The organism is Acidovorax soli (assembly GCF_014207955.1).
In the GTDB taxonomy this organism is placed as follows: Bacteria; Pseudomonadota; Gammaproteobacteria; order Burkholderiales; family Burkholderiaceae_C; genus Acidovorax; species Acidovorax soli_A.
In genome coordinates this window covers 688,220-711,945 of record NZ_JACHLK010000001.1, presented here as the reverse complement: position 1 = coordinate 711,945, position 23,726 = coordinate 688,220, and the positions used below count along the sequence as shown (strand labels likewise).

The window sequence follows — 23,726 nt, the reverse complement described above, 5'->3', positions numbered from 1 at the left end:
CTCCTTGATCCACCCCAGGCCCGCCACGCCGCGGGCCCCCGACCCATGCAAGCCCATTACCTGCGCGCGTTTCTCTACCTCCTGGCCATCGCCGGCATGGCCATCCCCTGGTACTTCAATCTGGTGTACTTCCAAGCCGGGGGCAGCGTTGCCCCCGATGTGTACTGGCGCGATGCCGGCGCCAACGCGCTGACCACCGGCATCACGGTGGACGTGTACCTCGCGGCCGTCGCGTTCTCGGCCTGGGTGGCCAGTGACCGCCGCCTGGGCGTGTGGCGCTGGGCCTATGTGGCGGCCTGCTTCGGCATTGGCCTGGCGTTTGCGCTGCCCCTGTACCTGGCTCAGCGCCTGCGCAAGGACTCCGCCGCCTGAGCCACCTCGGCACCCACCTGCAGGGGCCAGTGCGCGCTGGGGGAACGCTGGGCCGCCTCCTGCACCAGCCCCAGCAGGGGCTGGCCGGCCAGCCTGCGCATGTCGCGCGCCATGTGCGACTGGTCGTAGTAGCCCTGGTCGGCCGCGAGCTGCGCGCCGGGCTCTGGCGGCCCGGCCATCGCGTGCTGCAGCGTGGTGCTGAAGCGCGCGATGACCTGGAACTGCTTGGGCGTCATGCCCCACTCGGCGACAAAGCGCCGCTCGAACTGGCGCGGCCCCAACCCCGGATGGGCAGCCACGCCCTCTGCACCCGCGCATGCGCGGTCCAGCAGGCGCCTGGCCTGCACCAGGCGCTCTGCGCACTGCGCTTGTGACGCGCATTCGCCACGCACGAACTGCCACAGCGCGCCAAGGCGGGCCTCGTCATCGGGCGCCGCACGGATGGCCTGCTCGGCCCGGGCCCAGGACGGGACGGCCATGGCCGCCATCGGCCGCACCGCGTTCACGAGGCCCCGCCCGGCGGCCAGCAGCGAGGGCACGGCCTCGGGCCGCAGCATGAGCCCCACGGCACGCACACGCCCCCGATGCGCATAGGCCGTGGCCACCGTGCTGGCACTGATCCAGGCCGCCGCGGGCAGCAGCGCGCCGCCGCGCAGCACCTCGCCGTCAAGGCGGACGACCAGCATGCTGCCCACCATGGCGGGGAACTGCGAGCCCTGCAGTTCGGCCGGGCTGTCCACAGCCACCGCCCCCTCCAGCCAGGGCTGCAGGTCGCACGGGGGAGGGACAAAGCGCTGCATGCGCCCGATTCTGCACAATTTGGCACAACTTCGGCCGCATCGGCGGGGGGTGGCAGGCGTGGGGCCTGGGCCAGAATGGCGGCTCCCTCGCCGCCCCTTTGCATGAACCGCCCCCTGCTTCGCGCCCTCGCGCTCCTGACCATGTCTGCCATGCTGCCCCTGGCCGCCGGCGCCAGGCCGCCGGCACCGCCGCCCGCGTACCCGCGCCTGTCCGAGAACACTGCGGCATCGCAGAACCTGGAGGTGCGCAAGCTGCTGCATGGCCCGGTGGAGGGCCTGTTCGCGCTGCCGCGCACGCGCCAGCTGGTGGCCGTGGCCGGCGGCTACCTGTGGAAGTTCGGTCCGCAGGGGGAGTTGCTGGACAGCCTGCGCGTGCCCAGCGGGATCCACACCTCGGGCATCGTCTTCACGCCGCACTACTACACCGATTGGGTGTACAGCGGCGAGCGGCAGCGCAAAGCCTATGCCCCTGCTGCGGACGGCAACCGGCTGTCGCAGGCGGAGCTGTTCGCCGAGCTGGACCGCGCCGAGCACGTGGAATTCGGCCGCAACGAAACCAGCGCCTGGGCCTACCTGCTGTCGGGCGGCAAGGCCTGGGTCCTGGACATCACCCGCTGGCGCGACAAGGTGGACACCCACTGCCGCCCGCGCACCCATTCCGACGAGAAGCTGAACTGGAACGCCACCTGCCTCGATGGCTACCGCCCCGCCCGCAGGGGCTGGACCGAGATCGAGCCCCGTGACTTCTACGGTACCTCGCCCGAAGACGCCCAGCGCGTGCGGGTGGTGGACTTCGAGCGGCGCCGCCTGTACCTGGAGGAGGGTCTCAGCGGGCAGTTGCTCGGCGCCACCGTGGGGGTGGCCCTCAAGGCCCTGGGCGTGCCCGGCAAGCTGCCCAGCCGCTACTGGTTCGGCGACGCCTCCACCGAGCTGCGCGTGGGCGGAGAAGTGCTCCGGTTCAAGGCCTTCATCCCGCGGGAGGATGGCCAGTACCGCTTTCCGAACATGGCCTGGTGGGACCTGTCGCCCGCGCTGCCGGGCGCGAACCCCTGGTTCACGGTGCACCCGCGCAGCTACCTGCACCACCCGGGCGAGGAGGCCCTGCTGCGCCACTACGAGAAGGACATCGGCCTGTACGTGGTGCGCCCCCGCGGGGCCGTACCGGCGCCTGCCACGGGCCGCGAGGCCGGCACCTGGCGCCCGGTGTTCAGCGGGCCCACGACCCACTCGTACGCGGTGAGCGGCAGCATGGAATTCGCAGCCGCGCCTGCCGTGCACACCTGGCTGCGCCCGCCCGAGGCACGTCGGCGCCTGGACGGACTGGGCCCGCAGATCCCGGTGGAGGCGCTGTGGCCGGCATTGCGCGAGCCCCCTTTGGCACTGAACCTGCAGTGGACCGCGTCGTCCGACGAAGCCGAGATCCAGCTGCGCATCGAGTTGCCCGCGGCGCAAACCCGTTCGGCCTTCGAACGGATCGCTGGCAGCAATGCCCCTGTGGAGCTGGTGGTGCAGGTGCCCGACCTGGAAGGCCCGGTGTCGGGCATGTCGGTGCTGCTGCGCAGCGGCAGCCTGCAGCAGGCCCTGCCAGGCGCCCGCATCGCCTACCTGGGCCAGCCGCCGCGCTCGGCGTCCGCCCGCGCAGCAGCGCTCCGGGCGCTCCGGGAAGCGAACGCCGCCGCCCAGCGCTCGCCCGGTGCGCTGCCGGCCTTCCTGCAGGCGGCCCAGGACCTGGCGCAAGACCTGCAGCGCGCACAGGACGCGTCTGCGGACATCACCCATGCCTATGCGCAGTTGATCAACCACTTCAATGAACGGCGGGACTTCGCCCCGTCCTCGCGCCTGGTGCGCCACTACCTGGCCCAGGTCTACCCGCACGTGAGCAAGTACCGCCGCGACGACAAGGAGGCCTACAACGTCGGGGTGATCGCCAGCCAGACCCTGGCCTTTGCCGTGCACACCAACGAGCCCGATCTGGTCGAAGCGGTGATGGCGACCCTGATCGGCTCCGGCTTCGACCCCGCGGTGCAGACCAACGGAACGCTGATGTACAACCTGGCCTGCTACTACGCGCTCAAGGGCGACAGGGCGCGCATGCTGCAGGCAGCCGCCCGTGCACGCAGTCTGGGCAAGCCGCCCGCGCAGTTCCTGCAGGACACGGACTTCGACCGGTACAAGCAGGACGCCGAGTTCCTGCAGGTGGTCAACGCCGCCTCCTAGGGGCTCAGTGGGCCGACATGGCAGGAGGCAGACGGGCGGCCTCCACCTGGGCGTTCACGCGCTCGGCCAGGGCCATGTCGCCCGGGGTTTCGGGCGTGAACTTGTCCACGGCGCGCGGTGCCCCCTCGCCATCCAGCGCCGCGTAGACGGCAACGCAATGGGTGACCTCGCGCAGCTCCTTTTCCTGGATGCCGCCGCTGCGCACCTCGATCAGCATGTTCATGCTGGTCTCGCCGGTATGGGCCAGGCTGGCCTGCACCTCCACCAGGTCCCCCGGATGGATGGGCCGGTCGAAGCTGGCGTTGCCCATGAAGGCCGTCACGCAGTTGTCCCCGGCCCAGGCGCTGGCGCAGGCAAAGCCCGCCTCATCCATCCAGCGCAGCACCGTGCCACCGTAGATGCGGCCGGACGCCGACGGGGCGGTGTGCGAGGCCAGGAAACGCAGGGTAATGGAATGCATGCGGTGGTCTCCTCGGAAGCTGCTGCCGGTATATCCGATTAGGCGCCCAGAGCTCTGTAGGAACGCGCCGCCACCCACCGAACGGCGGTATTGGGGCGACCTGCGGTGCAGCGCGGCGCATCTGGCATGTCGCTTGCTGAAAGGCGGGGGACCCTCCCTGTTCCCGACCCGGCACTGCGCCGGGGCCGCAACCTCGGGCATGCACCGGCTGCCGCTTACGCCATGGCCTCCCTGAACCGCCTGAACCTGCTCCAGAAGTTCCTGATCCTCGGGCTGATCGCGCTGGCAATGACGGCCCTGCCCACGGCCATGTACGTGCGCGATGCCCTGCACGACATGGCTGCCGCGCGCCTGGAGGCACGGGGTGCGCCGCCCTTGCTGGCGCTCAACAAGGTGGTGCAGGGCATGCAGGTGCACCGGGGACTTTCGGCCAGCATGCTGGGCGGCAACGAAGCCCTGGCTGCGCGCCGGCCCGCCGCACGCGAGGCGGTGGACAAGGCCATGGCCGAGGCCGGCACCCGTTTCGCCGAGGCGGGCGTGGCGGCCACCGACGAAGCCACCTGGAAGCAGTTGCGCCAGACCTGGCAGACCCTGGAGCAGGCCGTCGCCGCGCGCAGCCTGCAGCCGGCCCAGAGCACGGCGCAGCACACCCAGCTCATCGCTGCGGTGATGCGCCTGAGCGAGGCCTTGCTCCACCACTACGGCCTGGCGCTCGACCCCGGCCAGGACACGAACGCCCTGATCCAGGCCTCGCTGGTGCATGTCCCCATGCTCGGCGAAAAGCTCGGCGTGATGCGCGCCCAGGGCTCGGCCGCTCTGAGCGCCAAGGCGCTGGCGCCCGAGGGCAAAGGCGGGCTGCTGGCGCTGCAGCAGCGCGTGGTGGAATTGCAGGGTGACACGCTGCGCGGCCTGGAGCGCGCCATGGGCCACACCCCGGCCTTTCGCAAGGCCCTGGACAGCGCAGTCCGCTCGGTGGACACCCGGGTCCAGCAGGCGCTGCAACGCGCCGGCAAGGACATCCTTGAGGCCAGCGAACTGTCGGCACCGGCGTCGGACTACTTTGACGAGTTCACACGCACCATCGACGCGCTCTATGCCCTCAATGCCCAAGCCATGGACCTGCTCAACGGCGCCCTGCAGGAACGCGTCGCAGGCCTGCAGCGGCAGCTGGCCTGGCAGCTTGGCCTGCTGGGGGTGGCGCTCGCGCTGGCGGTGGTGCTGGCGCGCACCTTCATGCGTTCCATCACCGTGCCGCTGGCCCAGGCGGTGCAGCTGTCCAACGCCGTGGCCCAGGGCGACCTGCGCGGCAGCGCCGGGGTCCAGGGCACGGACGAGGTGGGTCAGCTCATGGCCGCCCTGGTGCAGATGCGCCGCCAGCTCACCGAGGTGGTGAACCAGGTGCGCGGCGGCTCCGAGGGGGTGGCCACGGCGAGCGCGCAGATCGCGCAGGGCAACAGCGACCTCTCGGCGCGCACCGAAAGCCAGGCCAGCGCCCTGGAGGAAACCGCCGCCTCGATGGAGGAACTGGGCTCCACCGTGCGCCAGAATGCGGACAGCGCGCGCCAGGCCAGTGCATTGGCCGGCGAGGCCCGCACCATTGCGGTGCAAAGCGGTGAGGTCGTCACCCAGGTGGTGCAGACCATGCAGGGCATCAGCGCGGCATCGCAGAAGATTGCCGACATCATCGGCGTGATCGACGCCATCGCCTTCCAGACCAACATCCTCGCGCTCAACGCGGCGGTGGAGGCCGCGCGCGCGGGCGAGCAGGGCCGGGGCTTCGCCGTGGTGGCCAGCGAGGTGCGCGCCCTGGCCGGGCGCAGTGCCGAAGCCGCGCGCGAGATCAAGCAGCTCATCCACGCCAGCACGGAGCGCGTGGAGCAGGGCAATCTGCTGGTGGAGCGCGCCGGCAGCACCATGCACGAGGTGGTGGCGGCCATCGGCCGGGTGAACGACCTCATGGGCGAGATCAGCGCCGCCAGCCACGAACAGTCGCTGGGCGTGGCCCAGGTCGGCGAAGCCGTCACGCAGATGGACCAGGCCACCCAGCAGAACGCTGCACTGGTCGAGGAGATGGCCGCTGCCGCCGCCAGCCTGCAAGGCCAGGCCGAGGAGCTGGTGCAGGTGGTCTCGGTGTTCCGCGTGGATGGGCTGGCGGCACCCACGCCATCCACCTTGCGGCTGCGTTAGCTGGCAAACTAGCTGCCAACGCGCGGCAGCACCAGCCGCGCGCGCAGCCCGGTGCCCGGCGTGCTGTGCAGCTCCAGTGCGCCGCCATGGGCCCGCGCCACCCGCTCGGCAATGGCCAGCCCGAGCCCCGCCCCCGGGGTGCCGGAGCGCGCCACGCCGCCCCCGCGGGCAAAGGGCTGGCGCAGGCGTTCAAGTTCGTCGGCGGCCACGCCCGCGCCATGGTCAGCGACCTCGATCCAGGCATGGGCCCTGTCGGCGCCGGTGCGCAGCAGCACGGGCGCAGCGCCATGTCGCCAGGCGTTCTCCACCAGGTTGTCCAGCGCCCGCCGCAGGGCCTGGGCATGCACCGGCACGGCGGGCGCGGAGCCCAGTTCCAAGGCCACCGTGCGGCCATGGTCGGCCTGCGCTTCGGCCGCGGCCCGGGCCAGATCGTCGAGCGAGGCCGGCAGCGCCGCCTCGCCATCGCCCAGCCGTGCAAAGTCGAGGAACTGGCCGACGATGGCGTCCATCTCCTCGATGCTGCGCGCCATGCTGGCGGCCAGGGGGGCGTCCACATGGGCCTGGGCGATCTCCACGCCCAGGCGCAGCTTGGTCAGCGGCGTGCGCAGGTCGTGCGATACGCCGGCCAGCATCAGCGCACGTTCGCGCTCGGCCTCGGCCAGGCTGCGCGCCATCTGGTTGAAGCTGCGCGCCACGGTGGCGATCTCCTCTGGCCCCCCCTCGGGCAGGGGCTCGGGCTGCCGGCCGCTGGACAGCTGTCTGGCCGCTGCGACCACCTGCGCCAGCGGCCGGTTCAGGTGGCGCTGCAGCCACCAGGCACCGAGCAGCGCGAGCAGCCCGCCCGCCACCGTGGCCATGAGCCAGGCCCCGGTGAATTCGCGCGTGGGGAAAACGCTGGGCAGGGTGAGCCAGTAGTCCGTGCCGCCATGCGCCACGCGCAGCGCCAGCAGGCCTGCGCCATCGCGGCGCCAGCGCGCCTGGCCGGTGCCGCCGGCCTCGGCCTGGTCCAGACGGCGCGCGACGGCCTGCACGAAGCGCCGCTCCAGCGGGGAGAGCAGGGCGCGCCGGCGCAGGGACAGGGGCTCGTCGGCGTCGCGTTCCGCCTCGGCCGCCTGGCGGTTGAAGGCCTGGACGAAGGCGGCGCGCTGGCCCGGCGGCAGCACATCGAGCCCCGCACGCAGGGCCGCCACATTGCGCGCCACGCCATCGGCCACCTGGGCCACGCGCGGCTGCAGCACCATCTGGCGCACCAGCACCACCGCGCACAGCTGGCTCGCCACCACCAGCGCGGCGATCAGCAGCAGGTTGCGCCCGAGCAGGCTGCGCGGCCACGCGCTCATGCCGTGCCTCCGGCAGGGGCCGCACCATCGGGCATGAAGACATAGCCCACGCCCCAGACGGTGCGGATGTGGCGCGGCTGCGCCGGGTCGGCCTCGATGAGCTTGCGCAGGCGCATGATCTGCACGTCGATGCTGCGGTCGGTGGCTTCGTGCTCGGGCCCGTAGGCCAGGGCCATGAGCCGGTCGCGGCCCAGCGGGCGGCGCGGCTGCTGCGCCAGGGCCTGCAGGAGCGCGAATTCGCCGCTGGTGAGCGCCACCTCCTGCCCGTCGCGGGTGAGCCGGCGCTCCTGCAGGAAGAGCTCGAAGGCACCGAAGCGCACGCTGGCACCCGGCCCTGCGGCCGGTAGCGGGCCGGTGTGTGCGCCCAGCATCCTTTGGCGCCGCACCATGGCCTGCACGCGCGCCAGCAGTTCGCGCGGGTTGAAGGGCTTGGGCAGGTAGTCGTCGGCCCCCATCTCCAGGCCGATGATGCGATCTACCGGATCGCCGCGCGCGGTGAGCATGAGGATGGGGATGGTCTCGCCCTGGGCGCGCAGGCGCCGGCAGATGGACAGGCCGTCCTCGCCCGGCATCATCACGTCGAGCACCAGCACGTCGAAGCGCTCGCGCGCCAGCAGCGCATCGAGCGGGCCCGCACCCTCCACCGTGCGCACGGCATAGCCCTGGTCGCTCAGGTAGCGCTGCAGCAGGGCGCGCAGGTCGGGCTCGTCATCGGCCACCAGGATACGGGCCAGGGCGTCGGTCATGGGCAGGGTTGCAGGCAAACAAACGGGGATGGGTCAATGGTAGGGCGCAATGCCCTGCTGCAGGCCCTTTCGTCATGCTTTGTCATACATCGGCCCGCGCACGCCACACATGGCTCACACCTGGGCGCCACAGTCGGGGCATGCCAACCCAGGAGCTCCCTCCATGACCTCTTCCTCCTCCACCCGCGCACTGGCCGTCGCCAGCGGGCTCGCCCTCGGCCTCATGGCCGGCGCCTGCGCCCAGACCGCGCCCTCGGCCCAGCATGCACAGCCAATGCAGCAGGCGCGTGCGCAGCTGCACCAGCGCTTCGCGGCCGCCGACAAGGACGGCAACGGCCAGCTCACGCGCGCCGAGGCCCAGGCCGGCATGCCGCGCGTGCACAACGCCTTCGACCAGATCGACACCACCCGCAAGGGCTACGTGACCGAGGCCGAGATCACGGCCGCCATCGTGGCCCGGCTCGCCGGCCGCCGGGGCCTGCAGCAGCAGCAATGACCGTCTTTCACTCACATCACCGGAGAAGCACCATGACCATGCCCATCACCTCCCGCCTTCGTTCCTGGGCCCGCCGGGCCGCACTGCCCCTGGGCTTCGCCCTGGCGTCGCTCACCGCCGTGGCACCGGCCCACGCCCAGCCGACAGACTCCGGCATCTTCCTGGACGATGGTGGCGGCACCATCACCACCTTGCCGGCCGGTGTGCAGCGCATTGCCGACGTGCCCTATGGCGCCGACCCGCTGCAGCGCATGGATGTGTACCTGCCCACCGCGCCGCGCAGCAGCGCGGATGGCCCGGCCCCGGTCATATTCATGGTGCACGGCGGCGGCTGGCGCACGGGCGACAAGGCCATGTCCCGCGTCGTGCAGGAAAAGGCCGCGCGCTGGGTGCCGCGCGGCTTCGTCTTCATCTCCGTCAACTACCGGCTGCACCCGGCTGTGAACGTGCTGCAGGAGGCCATCGACGTGGCCGTGGCGCTCGATACCGCGCAGAAGCAGGCTGCGCAATGGGGCGCTGATCCCACCAAGTTCATCCTCATGGGCCACTCGGCCGGAGCCCACCTGGTGTCCTTCGTCAATGCGCATGCACCGCTCTTGCGCCAGCTCGGCGTCACGCCCTGGCTGGGCACGGTGTCGCTGGACAGCGCGCTGCTCAACGCCCCCGTGGTGATGTCGCTGCCGCACTACCCGCTGTACGACGAGGTGCTGGGCAGCGACCCGGCGTTCTGGCTCGCGATCTCGCCCTACCAGGCCGTGACCGGGGCCCAGCCGCCCTACCAGTTCGTGTGCTCCACCAGCCGGCCCGACCGCCCCTGCCTGCAGGCCCAGGGCATGGCCGCCCATGTACAGGCCCTGGGCGGCCGCGCCGAGGTGCTGCCGCAGGACCTGACCCATGGCGAGATCAATGCCAGCCTGGGTCTGGAGAGCGGCTACACACACTCGGTGGAAGGCTTCATGGCCTCGCTGGACCCGCTGGTGGCTCGCCTGCTCGGGCGTTGATGCTGGCGCAGCGCAGCGCTGCGCTGCGGCACAGGGCTGCGCCAGTCCCGCCACGGCCACCACAGGCGCAGCCACCGCGGCCGCCACGCGGGCACCAGCCCGACCAGGAGCACCAAGCCCGAGAGCAGCATCAGCCACCCCAACACCTCCATCGAGAGCCGGTTGGCCAGACAGCACAGCGCCGCCGAGGTGGCGACGCCTGCCGTGCCCAGCACACGCAGGGCGACCTGCACCTGCTACCAGTGGCGCTCAGAAGTGCACGCTGGCGCTCAGGTGCAATGTGCGGGCCTCGCCGGCCTTGATGTAGTTGCTGTACTGGTACATCCAGTACTTCCGGTTGAACAGGTTGTGGATATGGGCCCGCCAGACCGTGTCCTGCCCGCCCACCCGTGCTTCATAGGAGGCACCCAGGCTCGCCAGGGCATAGCCATCGACATGGATCGAGTTGTCGGCCCGCAGCGGCGTCTTGCCCGTGTACTTGGCGCCGAACTGCAACTGCAGACCCTGGACCTGCGGGACGCGGTAGGCCAGCTGGGCCGTGGCCACGAAACGCGGCGCGCCTGCGACGCGGTGGCCCAGCATCGCTGCCTCGCCCGACGCGTATTCGGCATCGAGCAGCATCAGGTTGCCGCCCAGGCTCAAGCCCTTGTCCATCCGGGCGGTGGCGCCCAATTCCAGCCCCTGGAACACCGACGCTCCGTCCTGGACCTTGGTCAGGCAATCAGTACCGCAACTGCGGTCGTACTCCGTGGTCTTGCTCACGCGGAACAGTGCCGCCGTGGCCGACCAGTCGCTGCCATCCTTCTTGATGCCCAGCTCCCACTGCCTGCTCATGAGCGGGTTCAGCATCTCGCCGGCATTGGTGTAGGTGGGCAGCTTGGATACCGTGGCGCCTTGCTGCAGCGACTGCACATAGCTCGCATAAGCCATGGCGTCGCCCGGGAGCTTGGCCATCACCGCCAGGGTCGGCGTCACGATGCCGTTTTCGCGGTAGGCGTCCGTGGCGGCCCCGCTGGCGTTCCAGTTGAGCTTCTCGTACTGGATCCAGCGCAGGCCCGCCAGCACCGACCAGCGGTCGTTGATCTCGACCCGGTCGCTGGCGAAGACGGATCTCTGCGCCACTTCGGTCAGGCGGTACAGGCCCAGGCTGTCGAAGGAGCCGATGCTGTCGTAGCGCACCGTGTTCTGCCGGCCCAGGTTGCCGGTGCCCACATCGGGGATGTAGACCGCGTTGCGCGAATCGTCGTTGCGCTGCTTCTGCCAGGAGGCCCCGGCCACGACCTGGTGGGTCATGCCGGCGGCCTGCAGGCGGCCCTGCAGCATGGCGTCCCAGTAGCTGTACTGGTAACGCTCGCCATAGTCCGCGCGGGCATCGATGTAGTCACCCGCCACATTCTGCAGGCCCAGGATGGATTCGTTGCGGCGCGTCTTCGAGTAGCTCTGGCTGAAGCTGGTCCGGACCTTCCAATCGCCATTCAGGCGGTACTGCAGGCCCGTGGCGACAAAGCCGAACTGGTTGTCCACATAGTTGCCCGGGCCCACCAGCGTCTTGTCGTTGCGGATCGGAGCGGGCAGCCGGTGGCTGCCCAGCGCACGCGTCATGATGCCCGGCTCGGTGTCTTCGGTCAGGCGGTCCTGGTACATGGTCTGGAGGTCCCAGCTCAGGCGATCGGTCAGCCTGGCATCCAGGGCCAGCAGGAACGAGCTGCGCGCGAGCGAGCCGTCGTTGGCCGTGCGGCCGGCTTCGCGCGCAACGTCCAGGCGGTAGCCCAGGGCGCCGCCGTCGCCCAGCCGCCCCCCCAGGTCGGCATTCGCGCGCACGATGCTGCCGCTGCCATGGCCCAGGCTGGCACTGCGCGTGGGCACCTCCCCCGGTTTTTTGGTCACGTAGTTGAGCATGCCCCCCGGCGCGCCAAAGCCATAGAGGAAGCCCGTGGCCCCCTTGAGCAGTTCGACCTGCTCCATGTGGTCGTAGGGCAGGGTCACCGTGTAGCCCAGAAAGGGCTTGCCGTCGATGCGGTAGGAGTTCTGCCAATCCAGGTCCATGCCACGCACCGTGAGGTAGGTGCTCCAGGCCGTGTAGGCACCGCTGTTGTCCGAAACCGAGGCGTCCTGGATGAACAGATCGCCCAGCTTCTGCGGGGCCTGCTCCTGGATCTGCTGGCTGCTCACCACCGCGCTGGAGAACGGGGTGTCCTTTTGCGCGACATCGCCCAGTGCGCCGGCACGCACGGCGGTGCCGAGGTTGCGGGTGACGTCGGATTCCATGGCCGCCTTCACCGTCACCGATGACAACGTGGCCTCGCCCGCGGCGGCGCCCACTGGTGCCGGTGCCGGTGCCGGTGCCGGTGCCGGTGCCGGTGCCGGCACGGGTGCGGGACGCAGGGCATAGCTGCCATTGGCCTGGCGCACCACCTGCAGGCCCTGCCCTCGCACCAGCTCCAGAAAGCCCTGCTCGACCGTGAAGCTGCCCGACAGGCCCGGGCTGCTCTTGCCCTGCGTGAGTTCGGCCGGGGCCGCCAGGAAGACACCCGCCTCTTGCGCAAACTGGTTCAGCACCGAGGTGAGGCTGCCCGCGGCAATGTGCAAACGCCGCGCCTGCTCGGCTGCGGCCTGCGCCTGGGCGCCGGGTGCCCAGACGGCGGCTGCGAACACGGCACTGGCGGTGGCCAGGTGCACTGCCAGCACCACGGGGCGCAGGGTGGAACGGGGAAGGCGCTGGGCGGTGGGCGGGCGGGCGCGCCCGGCAGGGCGGGTGCAAGGGTGGCTGCGGGACATGGATGCTTCTCCTCGGCGGGTTCTTGGAACGATGTGGGGACGGCCGCGGGCACGCAGGATCTGCCGCGCAAGTGCATGCCGGCCCGGATTTCCGTCTCTCATCCAGTGAATCGAACGAGATCGGGAAAAGGGAACCGGATCGGCAAAAAAATGGGGGAACAGGCCGCAGCACCCGGGCCCGTAGGGAAGGCTGGCTACCGGGCCTCGACTGTGGTCCACCACGGGAGGCTGCGCCGCACCCGGATGGGCAGGGCCTGCTCCAGCATGGCCAGCGCCTGCTCAGGGTCGCTGGCCGGGAACACACCCATGACCTGCAGGCCGGCCACTTCGGGTGCCACGCTGATGTGGCCGTGCCGGTAGCGGCCCAGCTCGTCGAGCAACTGGCCCAGGGGCAGGTTGTCGGCCAGCAGGCTGCCCCGGCTCCAGGCTTCGCGCATGCGTTCGGCCGCGCGCAGCGCAGAGATCGCCTGGGCGTCGAACTCGACGGCCTGGCCGGCCGGCACCCTCAGGGCCTGGCCACCGCGCGTACGGATGTCCACCAGGCCCTCGAACACATCGAGCCGGGTGCTGCGCCCGGAGCCGTGCACCGTGAAGCGCGTGCCCAGGGCCTGGAGGCGGCCATGGCCGGTGTCCACGCAAAACGGGCGTTGCGGCGCATCGGGCGCCGTGCGGACCAGGATCTCGCCAGCCAGCAGGACGAGGCGGCGCTCCTGCGGACCCCAATGCACCTGCAGCGCGGTGCGGGTGTTGAGCCATACGCGAGAGCCGTCGGCCAGTGCCAGTTCACGCCGCTCGCCGACGCCGGTGTGGAGGTCGGACCGCAATGCCATCGCCAGCCCGGGCAGCGGCGTGTAGCGCCAGCCCAGCCAAGCTGCCAGCCCCAGCCCCGCACCGGCGCCCAGGGCATTGAGTGCACGCCGGCGCCCCCTCGCCTTGGCACGCGCCGTGTCCAGCCCGACCATGGCAGCAGCCGTTCCCGGCGTCCCGAAGCCCCGCAGTGGATCGAACTTGCGGCTCACCGCGTCGATGTGCGCCCACGCGGTCTCGTGGTCTGGCGACTGGGCCAGCCAGGCCTTCCAGGCACGCTGGTCGGACTCGGTCACGCGGTCGTCGCGCAGGGTGGCGTACCACTGCGCGGCCTGTTCCAGGCTGGCAACACTGGCGCGCAACGCAGTCGCGGGGGAGTTCACGGCGCAACAGGACGGCAGGACAGGCCCGCCTCGATCAGCGCACACTGCAGCATGGCCTGTGCGATGTACTTCTTGACCATGCGCTCGGAGACGCCCAGTTCGGCGGCGATGTCGCGGTAGGGCATGCCATCCACCTGCGCCAGCACAAAGGCCCGCGCCGCCTTGTGCGGCAGGCGGCTGAGCAGGGCACCGATCTCCAGCAGGGTTTCGACCACGATGGCCTGGTGCTCCGCCGAGGGCGCCAGCGGGTCGGGCAAAGCCGCCAGGGTCTGCAGCCAGGCCTGCTCCACTTCGCGGCGGCGCCACAGGTCCACGCAGAGCCCGTTGGCGGCCGTGCGCAAATAGGCCCGCGCCTCGGCAAAGCTGTTGAGCCCCCGGCTGGCAGGCCGGATCAGCAGGCGCACAAAGGTGTCGTGCGCCAGATCGGCCGCATCGCAGGCATTGCCCAGGCGGTGGCGCAGCCAGCCCTGCAACCAGCCATGGTGGTCGCGGTAGAGCGTGTGGACGTCCGGTGACGGGGCAGCAAGCTCGGTGGCCGGCACGGCGCACTCCTGTGGTGGGCCCGTGCAGGTGCGGGCGAATTCAGAGAATGAGAATTAATCTCATTCTAACAGGGCGCACCTGCGCCGCATGCCCCAGGCGCCCGCCCCGACCGTCAGGGCGATTTCAGCCGCAGGTAGGGCGCCAGGTAACGCCCCGTGTGGCTCGCCGGATTGGCCGCCAGCTCCTCGGGCGTGCCCACCCCCACCACGGTGCCGCCGCCGGCACCGCCTTCGGGGCCCATGTCGATGAGCCAGTCGGCCGTCTTGATGACGTCCAGGTTGTGCTCGATGATGACGATGGTGTTGCCCGCGTCGCGCAGCTGGTGCAACACCTTGAGCAAGAGGTCGATGTCGGCGAAGTGCAGCCCGGTCGTGGGCTCGTCCAGGATGTAGAGCGTGCGGCCGGTGTCGCGCTTGGAGAGTTCCTGCGCCAGCTTCACGCGCTGCGCCTCGCCGCCCGAGAGCGTGGTCGCCGCCTGGCCCAGGCGGATGTAGGACAGGCCCACGTCCAGCAGGGTCTGCAGCTTGCGCGCCAGCGCCGGCACGTCCTTGAAGAAGGCGAAGGCGTCCTCCACCGTGAGCTCCAGGATCTGCGCGATGTTGCGCCCCTTCCACAGCACCTCCAGCGTCTCGCGGTTGTAGCGCTGGCCGTGGCAGATGTCGCAGGGCACGTAGACGTCGGGCAGGAAGTGCATCTCCACCTTCACCACGCCGTCGCCCTGGCAGGCCTCGCAGCGGCCGCCGGCCACGTTGAAGGAGAAGCGCCCCGGGCCATAGCCACGCTCTTTGGCGGTGTTGACCTCGGCCATGAGTTCGCGGATGGGCGTGAACAGGCCGGTGTAGGTGGCCGGGTTGCTGCGCGGCGTGCGGCCGATGGGCGACTGGTCGACGTTGATGACCTTGTCGAAGTACTCGATGCCCACGATCTCGTCGTGCTCGGCCGGCTCCTCGTGCGCGCGGTAGATCTGGCGCGCCACGGCGGCGTACAGCGTGTCGTTGACCAGCGTGCTCTTGCCCGAGCCCGAGACCCCGGTCACGCAGGTCAGCAGGCCCACGGGAAAGTCCACCGTCACGTTCTTGAGGTTGTTGCCCGTGGCACCGGCCACGCGCAGCGCCTGCACGGCGCCCTGGCGCGCATGGTGGGCGGCCATGCGCTCGGCGCGGCGCTTGCTGGCCTCGGTTTCGGGAAAGCGCGACTTGCCCTTGGCCGGCGCGGTTGGCGGGGCAGGTGCCTCCACCACGGGCAGCCAGGGCGTGCGGCGCTTGGGCACGGCGATGGACAGGGTGCCCGAGAGGTACTTGCCGGTCAGCGATTCGGGGTGGCTGCGCACCGTGTCGTAGCTGCCCTGGGCCATCACGCGGCCGCCGTGCACGCCGGCACCGGGGCCCATGTCGATCACGTGGTCGGCCGCGCGCATCATGTCCTCGTCGTGCTCGACCACGATCACGCTGTTGCCGATGTCGCGCAGGTGCTGCAAGGTGGCGATGAGCCGGTCGTTGTCGCGCTGGTGCAGGCCGATGCTGGGCTCGTCGAGCACGTACATCACACCCGTGAGGCCCGAGCCGATCTGGCTGGCCAGGCGGATGCGCTGGGCCTCGCCGCCCGACAGCGTCTCGGCGCTGCGGTCCAGGCTCAGGTAGTTCAGGCCCACGTCGTTGAGGAACTGCAGCCGCGTGGTGATCTCGCGCACCACCTTGTCGGCGATCTCGGCCTTGGAGCCCGTGAGCGTGAGCGCGCGGAACCAGCCGTGCGCGTCGCTCAGCGTGGCGTGGCTCACCTCGAAGATGGCGCGCGCCTGCTCGCCCTCGCCCACCTTCACGTGGCGCGCCTCGCGGCGCAGCCGCGTGCCATGGCATTCGGGGCAGGGTTGGGTGCTGCGGTAGCGCGCCAAGTCTTCGCGCACCACCACCGAGTCGGTCTCGCGGTAGCGCCGCGCCATGTTGGGCAGGATGCCTTCGAAGGCGTGCTTGCGCGTCATCACCTTGCCCTTGGAGGGCCCGCTGTCCATGATGTAGGTGAAGGCGATCTCTTCCTCGCCGGAGCCGTGCAGCACGGCCTCCTGCACCTTGGCGGGCAGCGACTCGAAGGGCGCCTCCACGTCGAAGCCGTAGTGCCGGCCCAGGCTTTCGAGCATGGCGAAGTAATAGCCGTTGCGCCGGTCCCAGCCCTTGATGGCGCCGCTGGCCAGGCTCAGCGTGGGGAAGGCCACCACGCGCAGCGGGTCGAACACCTCGCGCTGGCCGATGCCGTCGCAGGCCGGGCAGGCGCCCATGGGCGAGTTGAACGAGAACAGCCGCGGCTCCAGCTCGGCCAGCGAGTAGCTGCACACCGGGCACGAGAACTTGGAGGAAAACAGGTGCTCCTGGCCCGAATCCATCTCCAGCGCCAGCACCCGGCCGTTGCCCTCGTTGCCGCCCACGCGCAGCACGGCCTCGATGCTTTCGGCCAGGCGCTGCTGCATCTCGGGGCGCACCTTGAGGCGGTCGATCACCACGTCGATGCTGTGCTTCTCGGTCTTCTTGAGCGCCGGCAGGTTCTCGTATTCGTAGATCGTGCCGTCCACGCGGAAGCGGATGTAGCCCAGCGCCTGCATCTGCGCGAAGACCTCGGTGAACTCACCCTTCTTCTCGCGCGCCACGGGGGCCAGCAGCATGAGGCGCGTGTCCTCGGGCAGGGCGAGCACGGCGTCCACCATCTGGCTCACGGTCTGCGCGGCCAGCGGCAGGCCGTGGTCGGGGCAGAACGGCGTGCCGGCGCGTGCGTACAAGAGGCGCAGGTAGTCGTGGATCTCGGTCACCGTGCCCACGGTGGAGCGCGGGTTGTGGCTGGTGGCCTTCTGCTCGATGCTGATGGCGGGAGACAGGCCCTCGATCAGGTCGACATCGGGCTTGTCCAGCCGGCCCAGGAACTGGCGTGCATAGGCCGACAGGCTTTCCACATAGCGGCGCTGGCCCTCGGCATACAGGGTATCGAAGGCCAGGCTGGACTTGCCCGAGCCGGACAGCCCCGTGATCACCACCAGCTGGTTGCGCGGGATGTCGAGGTCGATGTTCTTGAGGTTGTGCGTGCGCGCCCCGCGGATACTGATGCGCTGCTCCCGCAGCGCGCGGGCCAGGTAGGTACCGTCGGAGGATCGGTCGGCGTCGGCGGCGGGGTCGTAATTCACGGGGGCGGGCTCAGGGCAGGACAACCCACCATGATAGGCCACCGGAATATCCCGCACCTGCCACGCTGCTGCCAAGGCACAGGCGGTTGCCGGTGTCACCGCACGTCACGGCAGAGGCCGACCTGGCCCCCTGGGTTGGCCGAATCCCATAAAATGACAATCATTCTCATTTGAGCACTTCATTCCCTGGCATGCGCCGTGCCCGGGCGATGGATGGCCGCCCTTTTGCCACACAGCATGGCCAGCGAACGCACCCTCTCCACCGCATCCACCACCACCGAGACGGCCATTCCGGTGTCCGACCCCGCTGCACCGTCCGGCGGCCGCCGCTGGCGCCCGCCGGCCCTGCCCACGCTGCGCCAGGCCTGGTTCCAGGTGCACTGGTTCATCGGCATCACGGCCGGCACGGTGTTGGTGGTCATTGGCCTCACCGGGGCGCTGCTGGCCTTCCATGAAGAGATCCTGGACGTGATGAACCCTGGCGTGCGCCATGTGGCGCCTGCGGCAGGGCCCATGCTCACGCCCCAGCAGACCGTGGAAGCCGTGCTGCGCGCAGGACGCAGCGAGCGCATCAGCAGCGTGGCCGTGCAGGCCGAGCCGGGCACGTCGGCGCGCGTGACCTTTGTGCCGCGCCCCGGCGAGCGGCGCGGCGACGTGGTGTATGTGCACCCCTACAGCGGCCAGGTGCTGGGCGAACTACAGGGACATGGCTTCTTCGAATGGATCGAGTCGCTGCACCGCTGGCTGCTGCTGCCGCGCGAACCCGGCCGCGTGGTGCTGGGCGTGCTGGCGATCTGCCTGCTGGGGCTGTCGCTCTCGGGCCTGTACCTGCGCTGGCCGCGCAATCCGCTGCGCTGGCGCACCTGGCTGACCTTCGACCCGGCGCTCAAGGGCCGCTCCTTCCTCTGGGGCCTGCATTCGGTGCTGGGCACCTGGGCGCTGGTGATGTATGTGGCGCTCACGGCCACGGGCATCTACTGGTGCTTCGACGTGGTGCGCGACACGGTGGATGGCTGGGCGGGGCAGAAACGCCCGCCACGCGTGGCAGCCCCTGCCAAGCCACCGGCGTCCGCCAACGCCGAGCCCAAGGCCCCCGAGCCCGCGCCGCCCGACCTGGCCCGCACCTGGGCCGTGTTCCAGCAGCAGGCCGGCGACTGGGCCGAAGCCAGCCTGCGCATGCCGGCCAAGGCGGGGCAGCCGGTGCAGGTCACCTGGCTCGATGCCAAGGCGCCGCACGAACGTGCCCGCAGCCGCATGTCCATCGACCCTGCGACCGGCAAGCTCAGCGCCGTGGACCGCTATGCCGACCGCAGCCTGGGCGCCCGCGCGCTGAGCACCATCTACCCGGTGCACATGGGCACCTATTTCGGCCTGCCGGGGCGTGTGGCGATGATGCTGGCCAGCCTGGGCCTGCCGCTGTTCGCCGTCACGGGCTGGATGCTCTACCTGGACCGCCGGCGCCAGCGCCGCGCCACCGAAGCTGCGCGCGCCGCGCACGGGCAGGGCGTGCCCACCGCGGTGGCCGGCACCGCCGCCGAGACCCTGCTGGTGGCCTATGCCAGCCAGGCCGGGCAGGCCGAGCGCATTGCCCTGCAAAGCGCCGCGGCCCTGCAGCAGGCCGGGCTGCGCGTGGCCGTGCAGTCGCTGGCCCAGCTCACGCCCGCGGCGCTGCGCGCCCACCGCCGCGTGCTGCTGGTGGCCAGCAGCTTTGGCGAAGGCGAGCCCCCTGACAGCGCCCGGCGCTTCACGCGCCTGTTGGAGCAACAGGGCGCCGGCACCCTGGCCGGCCTGCACTATGGCCTGCTGGCCCTGGGCGACCGCAACTACGCGCGCTTTTGCGGCTATGGCCACGCGCTGGACGAAGGCCTGCGACACGCAGGCGCCGCACCGCTGTTCCCGCTGATCGAGGTGGACAACGGCGACGCGGCCGCCCTGGCGCGCTGGATGCAGACTCTGGCCACGCTGGAGGGCGCCGAGCACCTGGCGCTGGACACGCCCCTGGCAGACACCGGACCCGGGCAGCCCTGCACGCCCTGGCGCCTGACCCACCGCGAATGCCTGAACCCGGGCAGCGAGGGCGGGCCGTTGTTCGAGCTGGCGCTGACCACGGACGCACCCGCCACCTGGCATCCCGGTGCACTGGTCGAGGTTCAAGCCCAGCACGCCGCCGAGGCGGTGGATGCCTGGCTGGCAGCTGCAGGACTGGCGGGCACTGATGCCGTGCACCTGGCGGGCCAGCCCTGCACCCTGGCCGAGGCCCTGGCGCAGAGCGTGCTGCCGGTGCCGCCGCTGCATTTCGCCGATGCCCAGGCCTGTGCCGATGCCCTGGTGCCGCTGGCGCCGCGCACCTACTCGGTGGCCTCGCTGCCGCAGGACGGCGCGCTGCAACTGCTGGTGCGCCAGGAACGGCATGCCGGCGGCCTGGGCCTGGCTTCGGGCTGGCTGACCGCACATGCGCCGCTGGGCACCCTGGTGCCCATGCGCCTGGTGGCCAACCCGCGCTTCGACGCGGCCACGGGCGACGTGCCCTGTCTGTTCATCGGCAATGGCTCGGGCCTGGCGGGCCTGCGCGCGCACTTGCGCGCGCGGGTGCAGGCCGGCCACCGGCGCAACTGGCTGCTGTTCGGCGAGCGCCACAGCGCCCACGACACGCTGTGCGCCACCGAGATCGCCGGCTGGCAGGCGAATGGCTTCCTGCCGCGGCTGGACCGCGTGTTCTCGCGCGATGGCGGCGAGCACCGCTACGTGCAGGACCGCCTGCGCGCCGCCGCGGGCGAATTGCGCGCCTGCGTGGCCGATGGCGCCATCCTGTACGTCTGCGGCAGTGCGCAAGGCATGGGCTCGGGGGTGGATGCGGTGTTGGCCGAGGTGCTGGGCGCCGAGGTGCTCGATGCCCTGATCGCGGATGGACGCTACCGCAGGGACGTGTATTGAACCGGGCCGCAAGGGCGGTTTGTTCTTGATCAAAGTCAATGGGCGGGCCAATGCGCGAGAATCGGAGGGTTTGTTTGCGCCCGCCGTCTACCGAGCCCGATTCCTTGTACATGCCGTCCCAGGCCCCGAAAGTGGCCTCCACCTCTTCTGTCCCCCCTTCTGCGCAGGCCGCGCACGCCATGACGCCGCTGGAGCGGCGCGCCAGCGTGAGCCTGGCGCTGATCTTTGCGCTGCGCATGCTCGGGCTGTTCCTGGTGCTGCCGGTGTTCGCACTGGAGGCGCGCAAGTACCCGGGCGGTGACGACCCGGCGCTGGTGGGCCTGGCCATGGGCATCTATGGCCTGACCCAGGCCGTGCTGCAGCTGCCCCTGGGCATGGCCTCGGACCGCTTCGGGCGCAAGCGCGTGATCGTGCTGGGCCTCTTGGTCTTTGCGGGTGGCAGCCTGCTCGCGGCGCTGGCCGATTCGCTCACCGGGCTGCTGCTGGGCCGGGCGCTGCAGGGCGCGGGCGCCGTGTCGGCCGCCGTCACGGCCCTGCTGGCCGACCAGACGCGCGATGCGGTGCGCACCAAGGCCATGGCCCTGGTGGGCGGCAGCATCGGCCTGATGTTCGCCGTGGCCCTGGTGGCTGCCCCCGTGCTCACGGCCCACATCGGCCTGTCGGGCCTGTTCGGGCTGACCTGCGCGCTGGCGCTGGCCGGCGTGGCCGTGGTGCTCTGGGCCGTACCGCCCGAGCCGGCAGCGCACAAGGACACGCCGCGTGGCCGCCTGGCCGATGTCTGGGCCCACCCCGACCTGCTGCGCCTGAACCTGGGCGTGTTCGTGCTGCACACCGTGCAACTGTCCATGTGGGTGGCCGTGCCCGCCCTGTTGGTGCAGGCCGGCCTGCCCAAGGACCACCACTGGCAGGCCTACCTGCCGGCGGTGGTGCTGTCCTTTGCCGCCATGGGCGGGTTGTTCGCGCTGGAGCGCGCCGGCCGCCTGCGTGCGGCCCTGCTGGGCGCCATCGCCCTGGTGCTGCTGGTGCAGTTGGGCCTGGGTGCCCTGGCGGCCAGCGGCGCTGCGCCCACGCTGTGGGTGCTGGGGCCGCTCTTGTTCCTGTTCTTCTGCGGCTTCAACGCGCTCGAGGCCACCCAGCCCAGCCTGGTCTCGCGCATGGCGCCGGCCACGCTGCGCGGTGCGGCCCTGGGCAGCTACAACACCCTGCAGTCGCTGGGGCTGTTCGCGGGCGGCGCCCTGGGCGGCGCGCTGGTCAAATGGGCGGGTGCGCCCGGCCTGTTCGCCACCACGGCGGTGCTCACGGCCCTGTGGCTGGTGCTGACCTGGCCCCTGCGCCCGGTTGGGCGCGGCCAGGAACACTGAGACCGCACCGGCCGGCCGGCTTGCGGCACAATGCCATGTTTGGCGCGCAGACCCTCCACCGGCTGGAGGGTGCACCGGCGCCCCCCAACATCCAGCAGTAGGTAGAGCAGCACATGGCATCCGTGAACAAAGTCATCATCGTCGGCAACCTGGGCCGCGACCCGGAAATGCGCACCTTCCCCAGCGGCGACCAGGTGGCCAACGTCACGGTGGCCACCACCGACAAGTGGAAGGACAAACAGACCGGCGAAATGAAGGAAGCCACCGAGTGGCACCGCGTGGTCTTCAACGGCCGCCTGGCCGAGATCGCAGGCCAGTACCTGCGCAAGGGCTCACAGGTCTATGTGGAAGGCAGCCTGCGCACGCGCAAGTGGACCGACCAGAGCGGCGTGGAAAAGTACAGCACCGAGATCCGTGCCGACCAGATGCAGATGCTGGGCAGCCGCCAGGGCATGGGCGGCGGCGGCCAGGGCGGTGGTGGCGGCCAGCAGGGCGGCGGCTACGACGATGGCTATGGCGACCAGGGCGGCTACGATGCACCGCCCCAGCGCCGTGCGGCACCGCCCCAGCAGCAGCGCCCCGCGCCCGCACCAGCCCCGCGCCAGGCCCCGGCGCCCGCACCGCGCGCGGCCTCGGGCTTCGACGACATGGACGACGACATCCCGTTCTGACCTCCAGGCCAGACCTTCCGGCCACACAGGCCCGCGCCCCCCAGGGGCGCGGGCCTTTTTCATGGCGCGGGCCCAGGCTGCGGGCTGCTTCATGCGCCGGGCGGTCTCCCGTTACTCGGCGGTGAAGAAGCCCACGGGCGGCAGGCTCCAGCGGAGCCGGTAGGGCAGGGCCGCCCGGTTCGCGCCGAGATCCGTGCCGGCACGGGTGGTAAGCTTTCGCGGCCCATGCCAAGCCCCGAGTTCGACGACACCCGCCCCGACGAGGCCCTGCGCCGCTGGCGCCTGATCCTGGGCCGCTATGCGGCGCAGCCGCTGTCGCATGCGCAGTTCGATGCCGGCGACTGGAAGCTCGACCAGGCGCTCGAATACCTCTACGGCCGCGAGTACGACGGCCGGGGCCTGGCGCGCCCTGCGGGCGGCGGGGCCGGCTCGCTCGACCCGAGCCAGTTGCGCGCCATCGACTGGCTCAACCGCTCGCGCGAACTGTTTCCTCAGGATGTCTTCGAGCGCATGCAGACCCAGGCGATCGACCGCTACCAGCTCACCGACCTGCTCAAGGACCCGGCGGTGCTGCGCTCCATGGACCCCACGCCCGGCCTGGCCAAGGCCTTGCTGGGCATGCGCGGGCGCCTGTCGGTCGGCATGCGCGACGCCGTGCGCGAGGTGATCCAGAAGACGGTGGACGAGATCACCCGGCGGCTCAAGAACGACTTCGTCAACGCCCTGGTAGGCCGGCGCAACCGCCAGCGCCGCTCGCTGCTCAAGAACGCGCAGAACTTCGATGCGCGCGCCACCATCGCGGCCAACCTCAAGCACTACAGCGCCGAGCGGCGCCAACTTGTGATCGAGCGGCCGCTGTTCAACGCCCGCGTCAAGCGCAACCTGCCCTGGGACGTGGTGCTCTGCGTGGACCAGAGCGGCTCGATGATGGACTCGGTGATCTACAGCGCCGTGATCGCCGGCATCATGAGTTCGCTGCCGGCCGTGCGCGTGAAGCTCGTGGTGTTCGACACCAGCGTGGTCGACCTCACCCACCTGGCGCACGACCCGGTGGAAGTGCTGCTCACGGTGCAGCTGGGTGGCGGCACCGACATCGGCCGCGCCGTGCACTACTGCGAGTCGCTGATAGCCAACCCGCAGCGCACCGTGTTCACGCTGATCAGCGATTTCGAGGAGGGCGCGGCCCCCGGCCCGCTGCTGTCCGCCGTGGCGCGCATGGCCGAGGCGCGCGTGAAGCTCTTGGGCCTGGCCGCACTCGACGAGGGCGCCAACCCGGTGTACGACCGGCAGATGGCCCAGCGCCTGGCCAACAAGGGCATGCACGTGGCAGCGCTCACGCCCACGCATTTCGCCCAGTGGCTGGCCGAGGTCATGGAGTGAAATGAAGCACCCCCTGAGTCGCTTCGCGCCTTCCCCCTCTCTCAGTTTGCTTCGCAACCTGGGAGGGGGACGCCCCCAGCGCAG

17 protein-coding genes are annotated in these 23,726 nt (G+C 70.8%); 9 read left to right on the top strand and 8 right to left on the bottom strand.

The window, feature by feature from the left end; translation table 11 throughout:
• The first annotated feature begins 45 nt into the window (after window positions 1-45).
• Window positions 46-372 (top strand): DUF2834 domain-containing protein, encoded by a 327-nt coding sequence (locus tag HNP48_RS03285; protein WP_184855398.1) that lies wholly within the window; start codon window positions 46-48, stop codon window positions 370-372.
• Here HNP48_RS03285 and HNP48_RS03280 read toward each other — a convergent pair.
• Window positions 342-1,172, bottom strand: coding sequence for an AraC family transcriptional regulator (locus tag HNP48_RS03280; protein ID WP_221480053.1), 831 nt, complete (start codon window positions 1,170-1,172; stop codon window positions 342-344). The genes HNP48_RS03285 and HNP48_RS03280 overlap by 31 nt on opposite strands.
• A gap of 141 nt (window positions 1,173-1,313) precedes the next feature.
• Between HNP48_RS03280 and HNP48_RS03275 the strand changes: the two genes are divergently transcribed.
• Entirely contained in the window at window positions 1,314-3,389 is a 2,076-nt protein-coding gene (locus tag HNP48_RS03275) for a TPR end-of-group domain-containing protein (protein ID WP_184855397.1), read from the top strand.
• A gap of 4 nt (window positions 3,390-3,393) precedes the next feature.
• Here HNP48_RS03275 and HNP48_RS03270 read toward each other — a convergent pair whose 3' ends face one another.
• Entirely contained in the window at window positions 3,394-3,849 is a 456-nt protein-coding gene (locus tag HNP48_RS03270; RefSeq protein ID WP_184855396.1) for an acyl-CoA thioesterase, read from the bottom strand.
• 222 nt (window positions 3,850-4,071) lie between these two features.
• On the opposite strand from HNP48_RS03270, the gene HNP48_RS03265 reads away from it, so the two are divergent.
• Complete coding sequence (locus HNP48_RS03265) at window positions 4,072-6,036, top strand: methyl-accepting chemotaxis protein (protein ID WP_184855395.1); 1,965 nt, start codon at window positions 4,072-4,074, stop codon at window positions 6,034-6,036.
• A gap of 8 nt (window positions 6,037-6,044) precedes the next feature.
• On the opposite strand, the gene HNP48_RS03260 is transcribed toward HNP48_RS03265, so the two are convergent.
• Window positions 6,045-7,376, bottom strand: a complete 1,332-nt coding sequence (locus HNP48_RS03260; protein WP_184855394.1) for an ATP-binding protein — start codon at window positions 7,374-7,376, stop codon at window positions 6,045-6,047.
• Window positions 7,373-8,122 carry a two-component system response regulator OmpR gene (ompR, locus tag HNP48_RS03255; RefSeq protein WP_184855393.1) on the bottom strand — a complete coding sequence of 250 codons (750 nt, stop codon included), beginning with the start codon at window positions 8,120-8,122 and terminating at the stop codon, window positions 7,373-7,375. The genes HNP48_RS03260 and ompR overlap by 4 nt, the downstream gene beginning before the upstream one ends.
• 163 nt (window positions 8,123-8,285) lie before the next feature.
• Here ompR and HNP48_RS03250 point away from each other — a divergent pair, with 163 nt between their 5' ends.
• A complete protein-coding gene (locus HNP48_RS03250; protein ID WP_221480052.1) occupies window positions 8,286-8,618 on the top strand; it encodes a hypothetical protein in 333 nt (110 codons plus the stop codon).
• Between the two features lie 32 nt (window positions 8,619-8,650).
• On the top strand, window positions 8,651-9,619 hold the full coding sequence (locus tag HNP48_RS03245; protein WP_260420062.1) for an alpha/beta hydrolase: 969 nt from the start codon (window positions 8,651-8,653) through the stop codon (window positions 9,617-9,619).
• Between the two features lie 249 nt (window positions 9,620-9,868).
• Here the strand turns inward: HNP48_RS03245 and HNP48_RS03240 are convergent, their stop codons facing one another.
• The 4 genes from HNP48_RS03240 to uvrA form a co-directional block, all read right to left on the bottom strand.
• The gene (locus HNP48_RS03240) at window positions 9,869-12,397 is read right to left on the bottom strand and encodes a TonB-dependent receptor (RefSeq protein WP_184855392.1); all 2,529 of its coding nucleotides are present in this window, start codon (window positions 12,395-12,397) and stop codon (window positions 9,869-9,871) included.
• Between the two features lie 194 nt (window positions 12,398-12,591).
• On the bottom strand, window positions 12,592-13,587 hold the full coding sequence (locus tag HNP48_RS03235) for a FecR domain-containing protein (protein ID WP_311773799.1): 996 nt from the start codon (window positions 13,585-13,587) through the stop codon (window positions 12,592-12,594).
• A complete protein-coding gene (locus tag HNP48_RS03230; protein ID WP_184855391.1) occupies window positions 13,584-14,129 on the bottom strand; it encodes a sigma-70 family RNA polymerase sigma factor in 546 nt (181 codons plus the stop codon). The genes HNP48_RS03235 and HNP48_RS03230 overlap by 4 nt, the downstream gene beginning before the upstream one ends.
• 113 nt (window positions 14,130-14,242) lie before the next feature.
• Complete coding sequence (uvrA, locus tag HNP48_RS03225; RefSeq protein ID WP_311773798.1) at window positions 14,243-17,296, bottom strand: excinuclease ABC subunit UvrA; 3,054 nt, start codon at window positions 17,294-17,296, stop codon at window positions 14,243-14,245.
• A 237-nt stretch (window positions 17,297-17,533) separates the two neighbouring features.
• Here uvrA and HNP48_RS03220 point away from each other — a divergent pair, with 237 nt between their 5' ends.
• The 4 genes from HNP48_RS03220 to HNP48_RS03205 all read left to right on the top strand — a co-directional run bounded on the left by HNP48_RS03220 (window position 17,534) and on the right by HNP48_RS03205 (window position 23,642).
• Complete coding sequence (locus HNP48_RS03220; protein WP_184855390.1) at window positions 17,534-20,230, top strand: sulfite reductase flavoprotein subunit alpha; 2,697 nt, start codon at window positions 17,534-17,536, stop codon at window positions 20,228-20,230.
• A 179-nt stretch (window positions 20,231-20,409) separates the two neighbouring features.
• The gene (locus HNP48_RS03215; RefSeq protein WP_184855670.1) at window positions 20,410-21,591 is read left to right on the top strand and encodes an MFS transporter; all 1,182 of its coding nucleotides are present in this window, start codon (window positions 20,410-20,412) and stop codon (window positions 21,589-21,591) included.
• Window positions 21,592-21,704: 113 nt separating this feature from the next.
• Window positions 21,705-22,262: a single-stranded DNA-binding protein gene (gene ssb, locus HNP48_RS03210; RefSeq protein ID WP_184855389.1), complete on the top strand. Its 558-nt coding sequence runs from the start codon at window positions 21,705-21,707 to the stop codon at window positions 22,260-22,262.
• Between the two features lie 225 nt (window positions 22,263-22,487).
• Window positions 22,488-23,642 (top strand): VWA domain-containing protein, encoded by a 1,155-nt coding sequence (locus HNP48_RS03205; RefSeq protein WP_184855388.1) that lies wholly within the window; start codon window positions 22,488-22,490, stop codon window positions 23,640-23,642.
• Window positions 23,643-23,726 lie beyond the last annotated feature (84 nt).

Coding starts and splice junctions, on each gene's coding strand:
- HNP48_RS03285 (WP_184855398.1), top strand. CDS start 46: ATGCAAGCCCATTACCTGCGCGCGTTTCTCTACCTCCTGGCCATCGCC.
- HNP48_RS03280 (WP_221480053.1), bottom strand. CDS start 1,172: ATGCAGCGCTTTGTCCCTCCCCCGTGCGACCTGCAGCCCTGGCTGGAG.
- HNP48_RS03275 (WP_184855397.1), top strand. CDS start 1,314: ATGTCTGCCATGCTGCCCCTGGCCGCCGGCGCCAGGCCGCCGGCACCG.
- HNP48_RS03270 (WP_184855396.1), bottom strand. CDS start 3,849: ATGCATTCCATTACCCTGCGTTTCCTGGCCTCGCACACCGCCCCGTCG.
- HNP48_RS03265 (WP_184855395.1), top strand. CDS start 4,072: ATGGCCTCCCTGAACCGCCTGAACCTGCTCCAGAAGTTCCTGATCCTC.
- HNP48_RS03260 (WP_184855394.1), bottom strand. CDS start 7,376: ATGAGCGCGTGGCCGCGCAGCCTGCTCGGGCGCAACCTGCTGCTGATC.
- ompR (WP_184855393.1), bottom strand. CDS start 8,122: ATGACCGACGCCCTGGCCCGTATCCTGGTGGCCGATGACGAGCCCGAC.
- HNP48_RS03250 (WP_221480052.1), top strand. CDS start 8,286: ATGACCTCTTCCTCCTCCACCCGCGCACTGGCCGTCGCCAGCGGGCTC.
- HNP48_RS03245 (WP_260420062.1), top strand. CDS start 8,651: ATGACCATGCCCATCACCTCCCGCCTTCGTTCCTGGGCCCGCCGGGCC.
- HNP48_RS03240 (WP_184855392.1), bottom strand. CDS start 12,397: ATGTCCCGCAGCCACCCTTGCACCCGCCCTGCCGGGCGCGCCCGCCCG.
- HNP48_RS03220 (WP_184855390.1), top strand. CDS start 17,534: ATGGCCAGCGAACGCACCCTCTCCACCGCATCCACCACCACCGAGACG.
- HNP48_RS03215 (WP_184855670.1), top strand. CDS start 20,410: ATGACGCCGCTGGAGCGGCGCGCCAGCGTGAGCCTGGCGCTGATCTTT.
- ssb (WP_184855389.1), top strand. CDS start 21,705: ATGGCATCCGTGAACAAAGTCATCATCGTCGGCAACCTGGGCCGCGAC.
- HNP48_RS03205 (WP_184855388.1), top strand. CDS start 22,488: ATGCCAAGCCCCGAGTTCGACGACACCCGCCCCGACGAGGCCCTGCGC.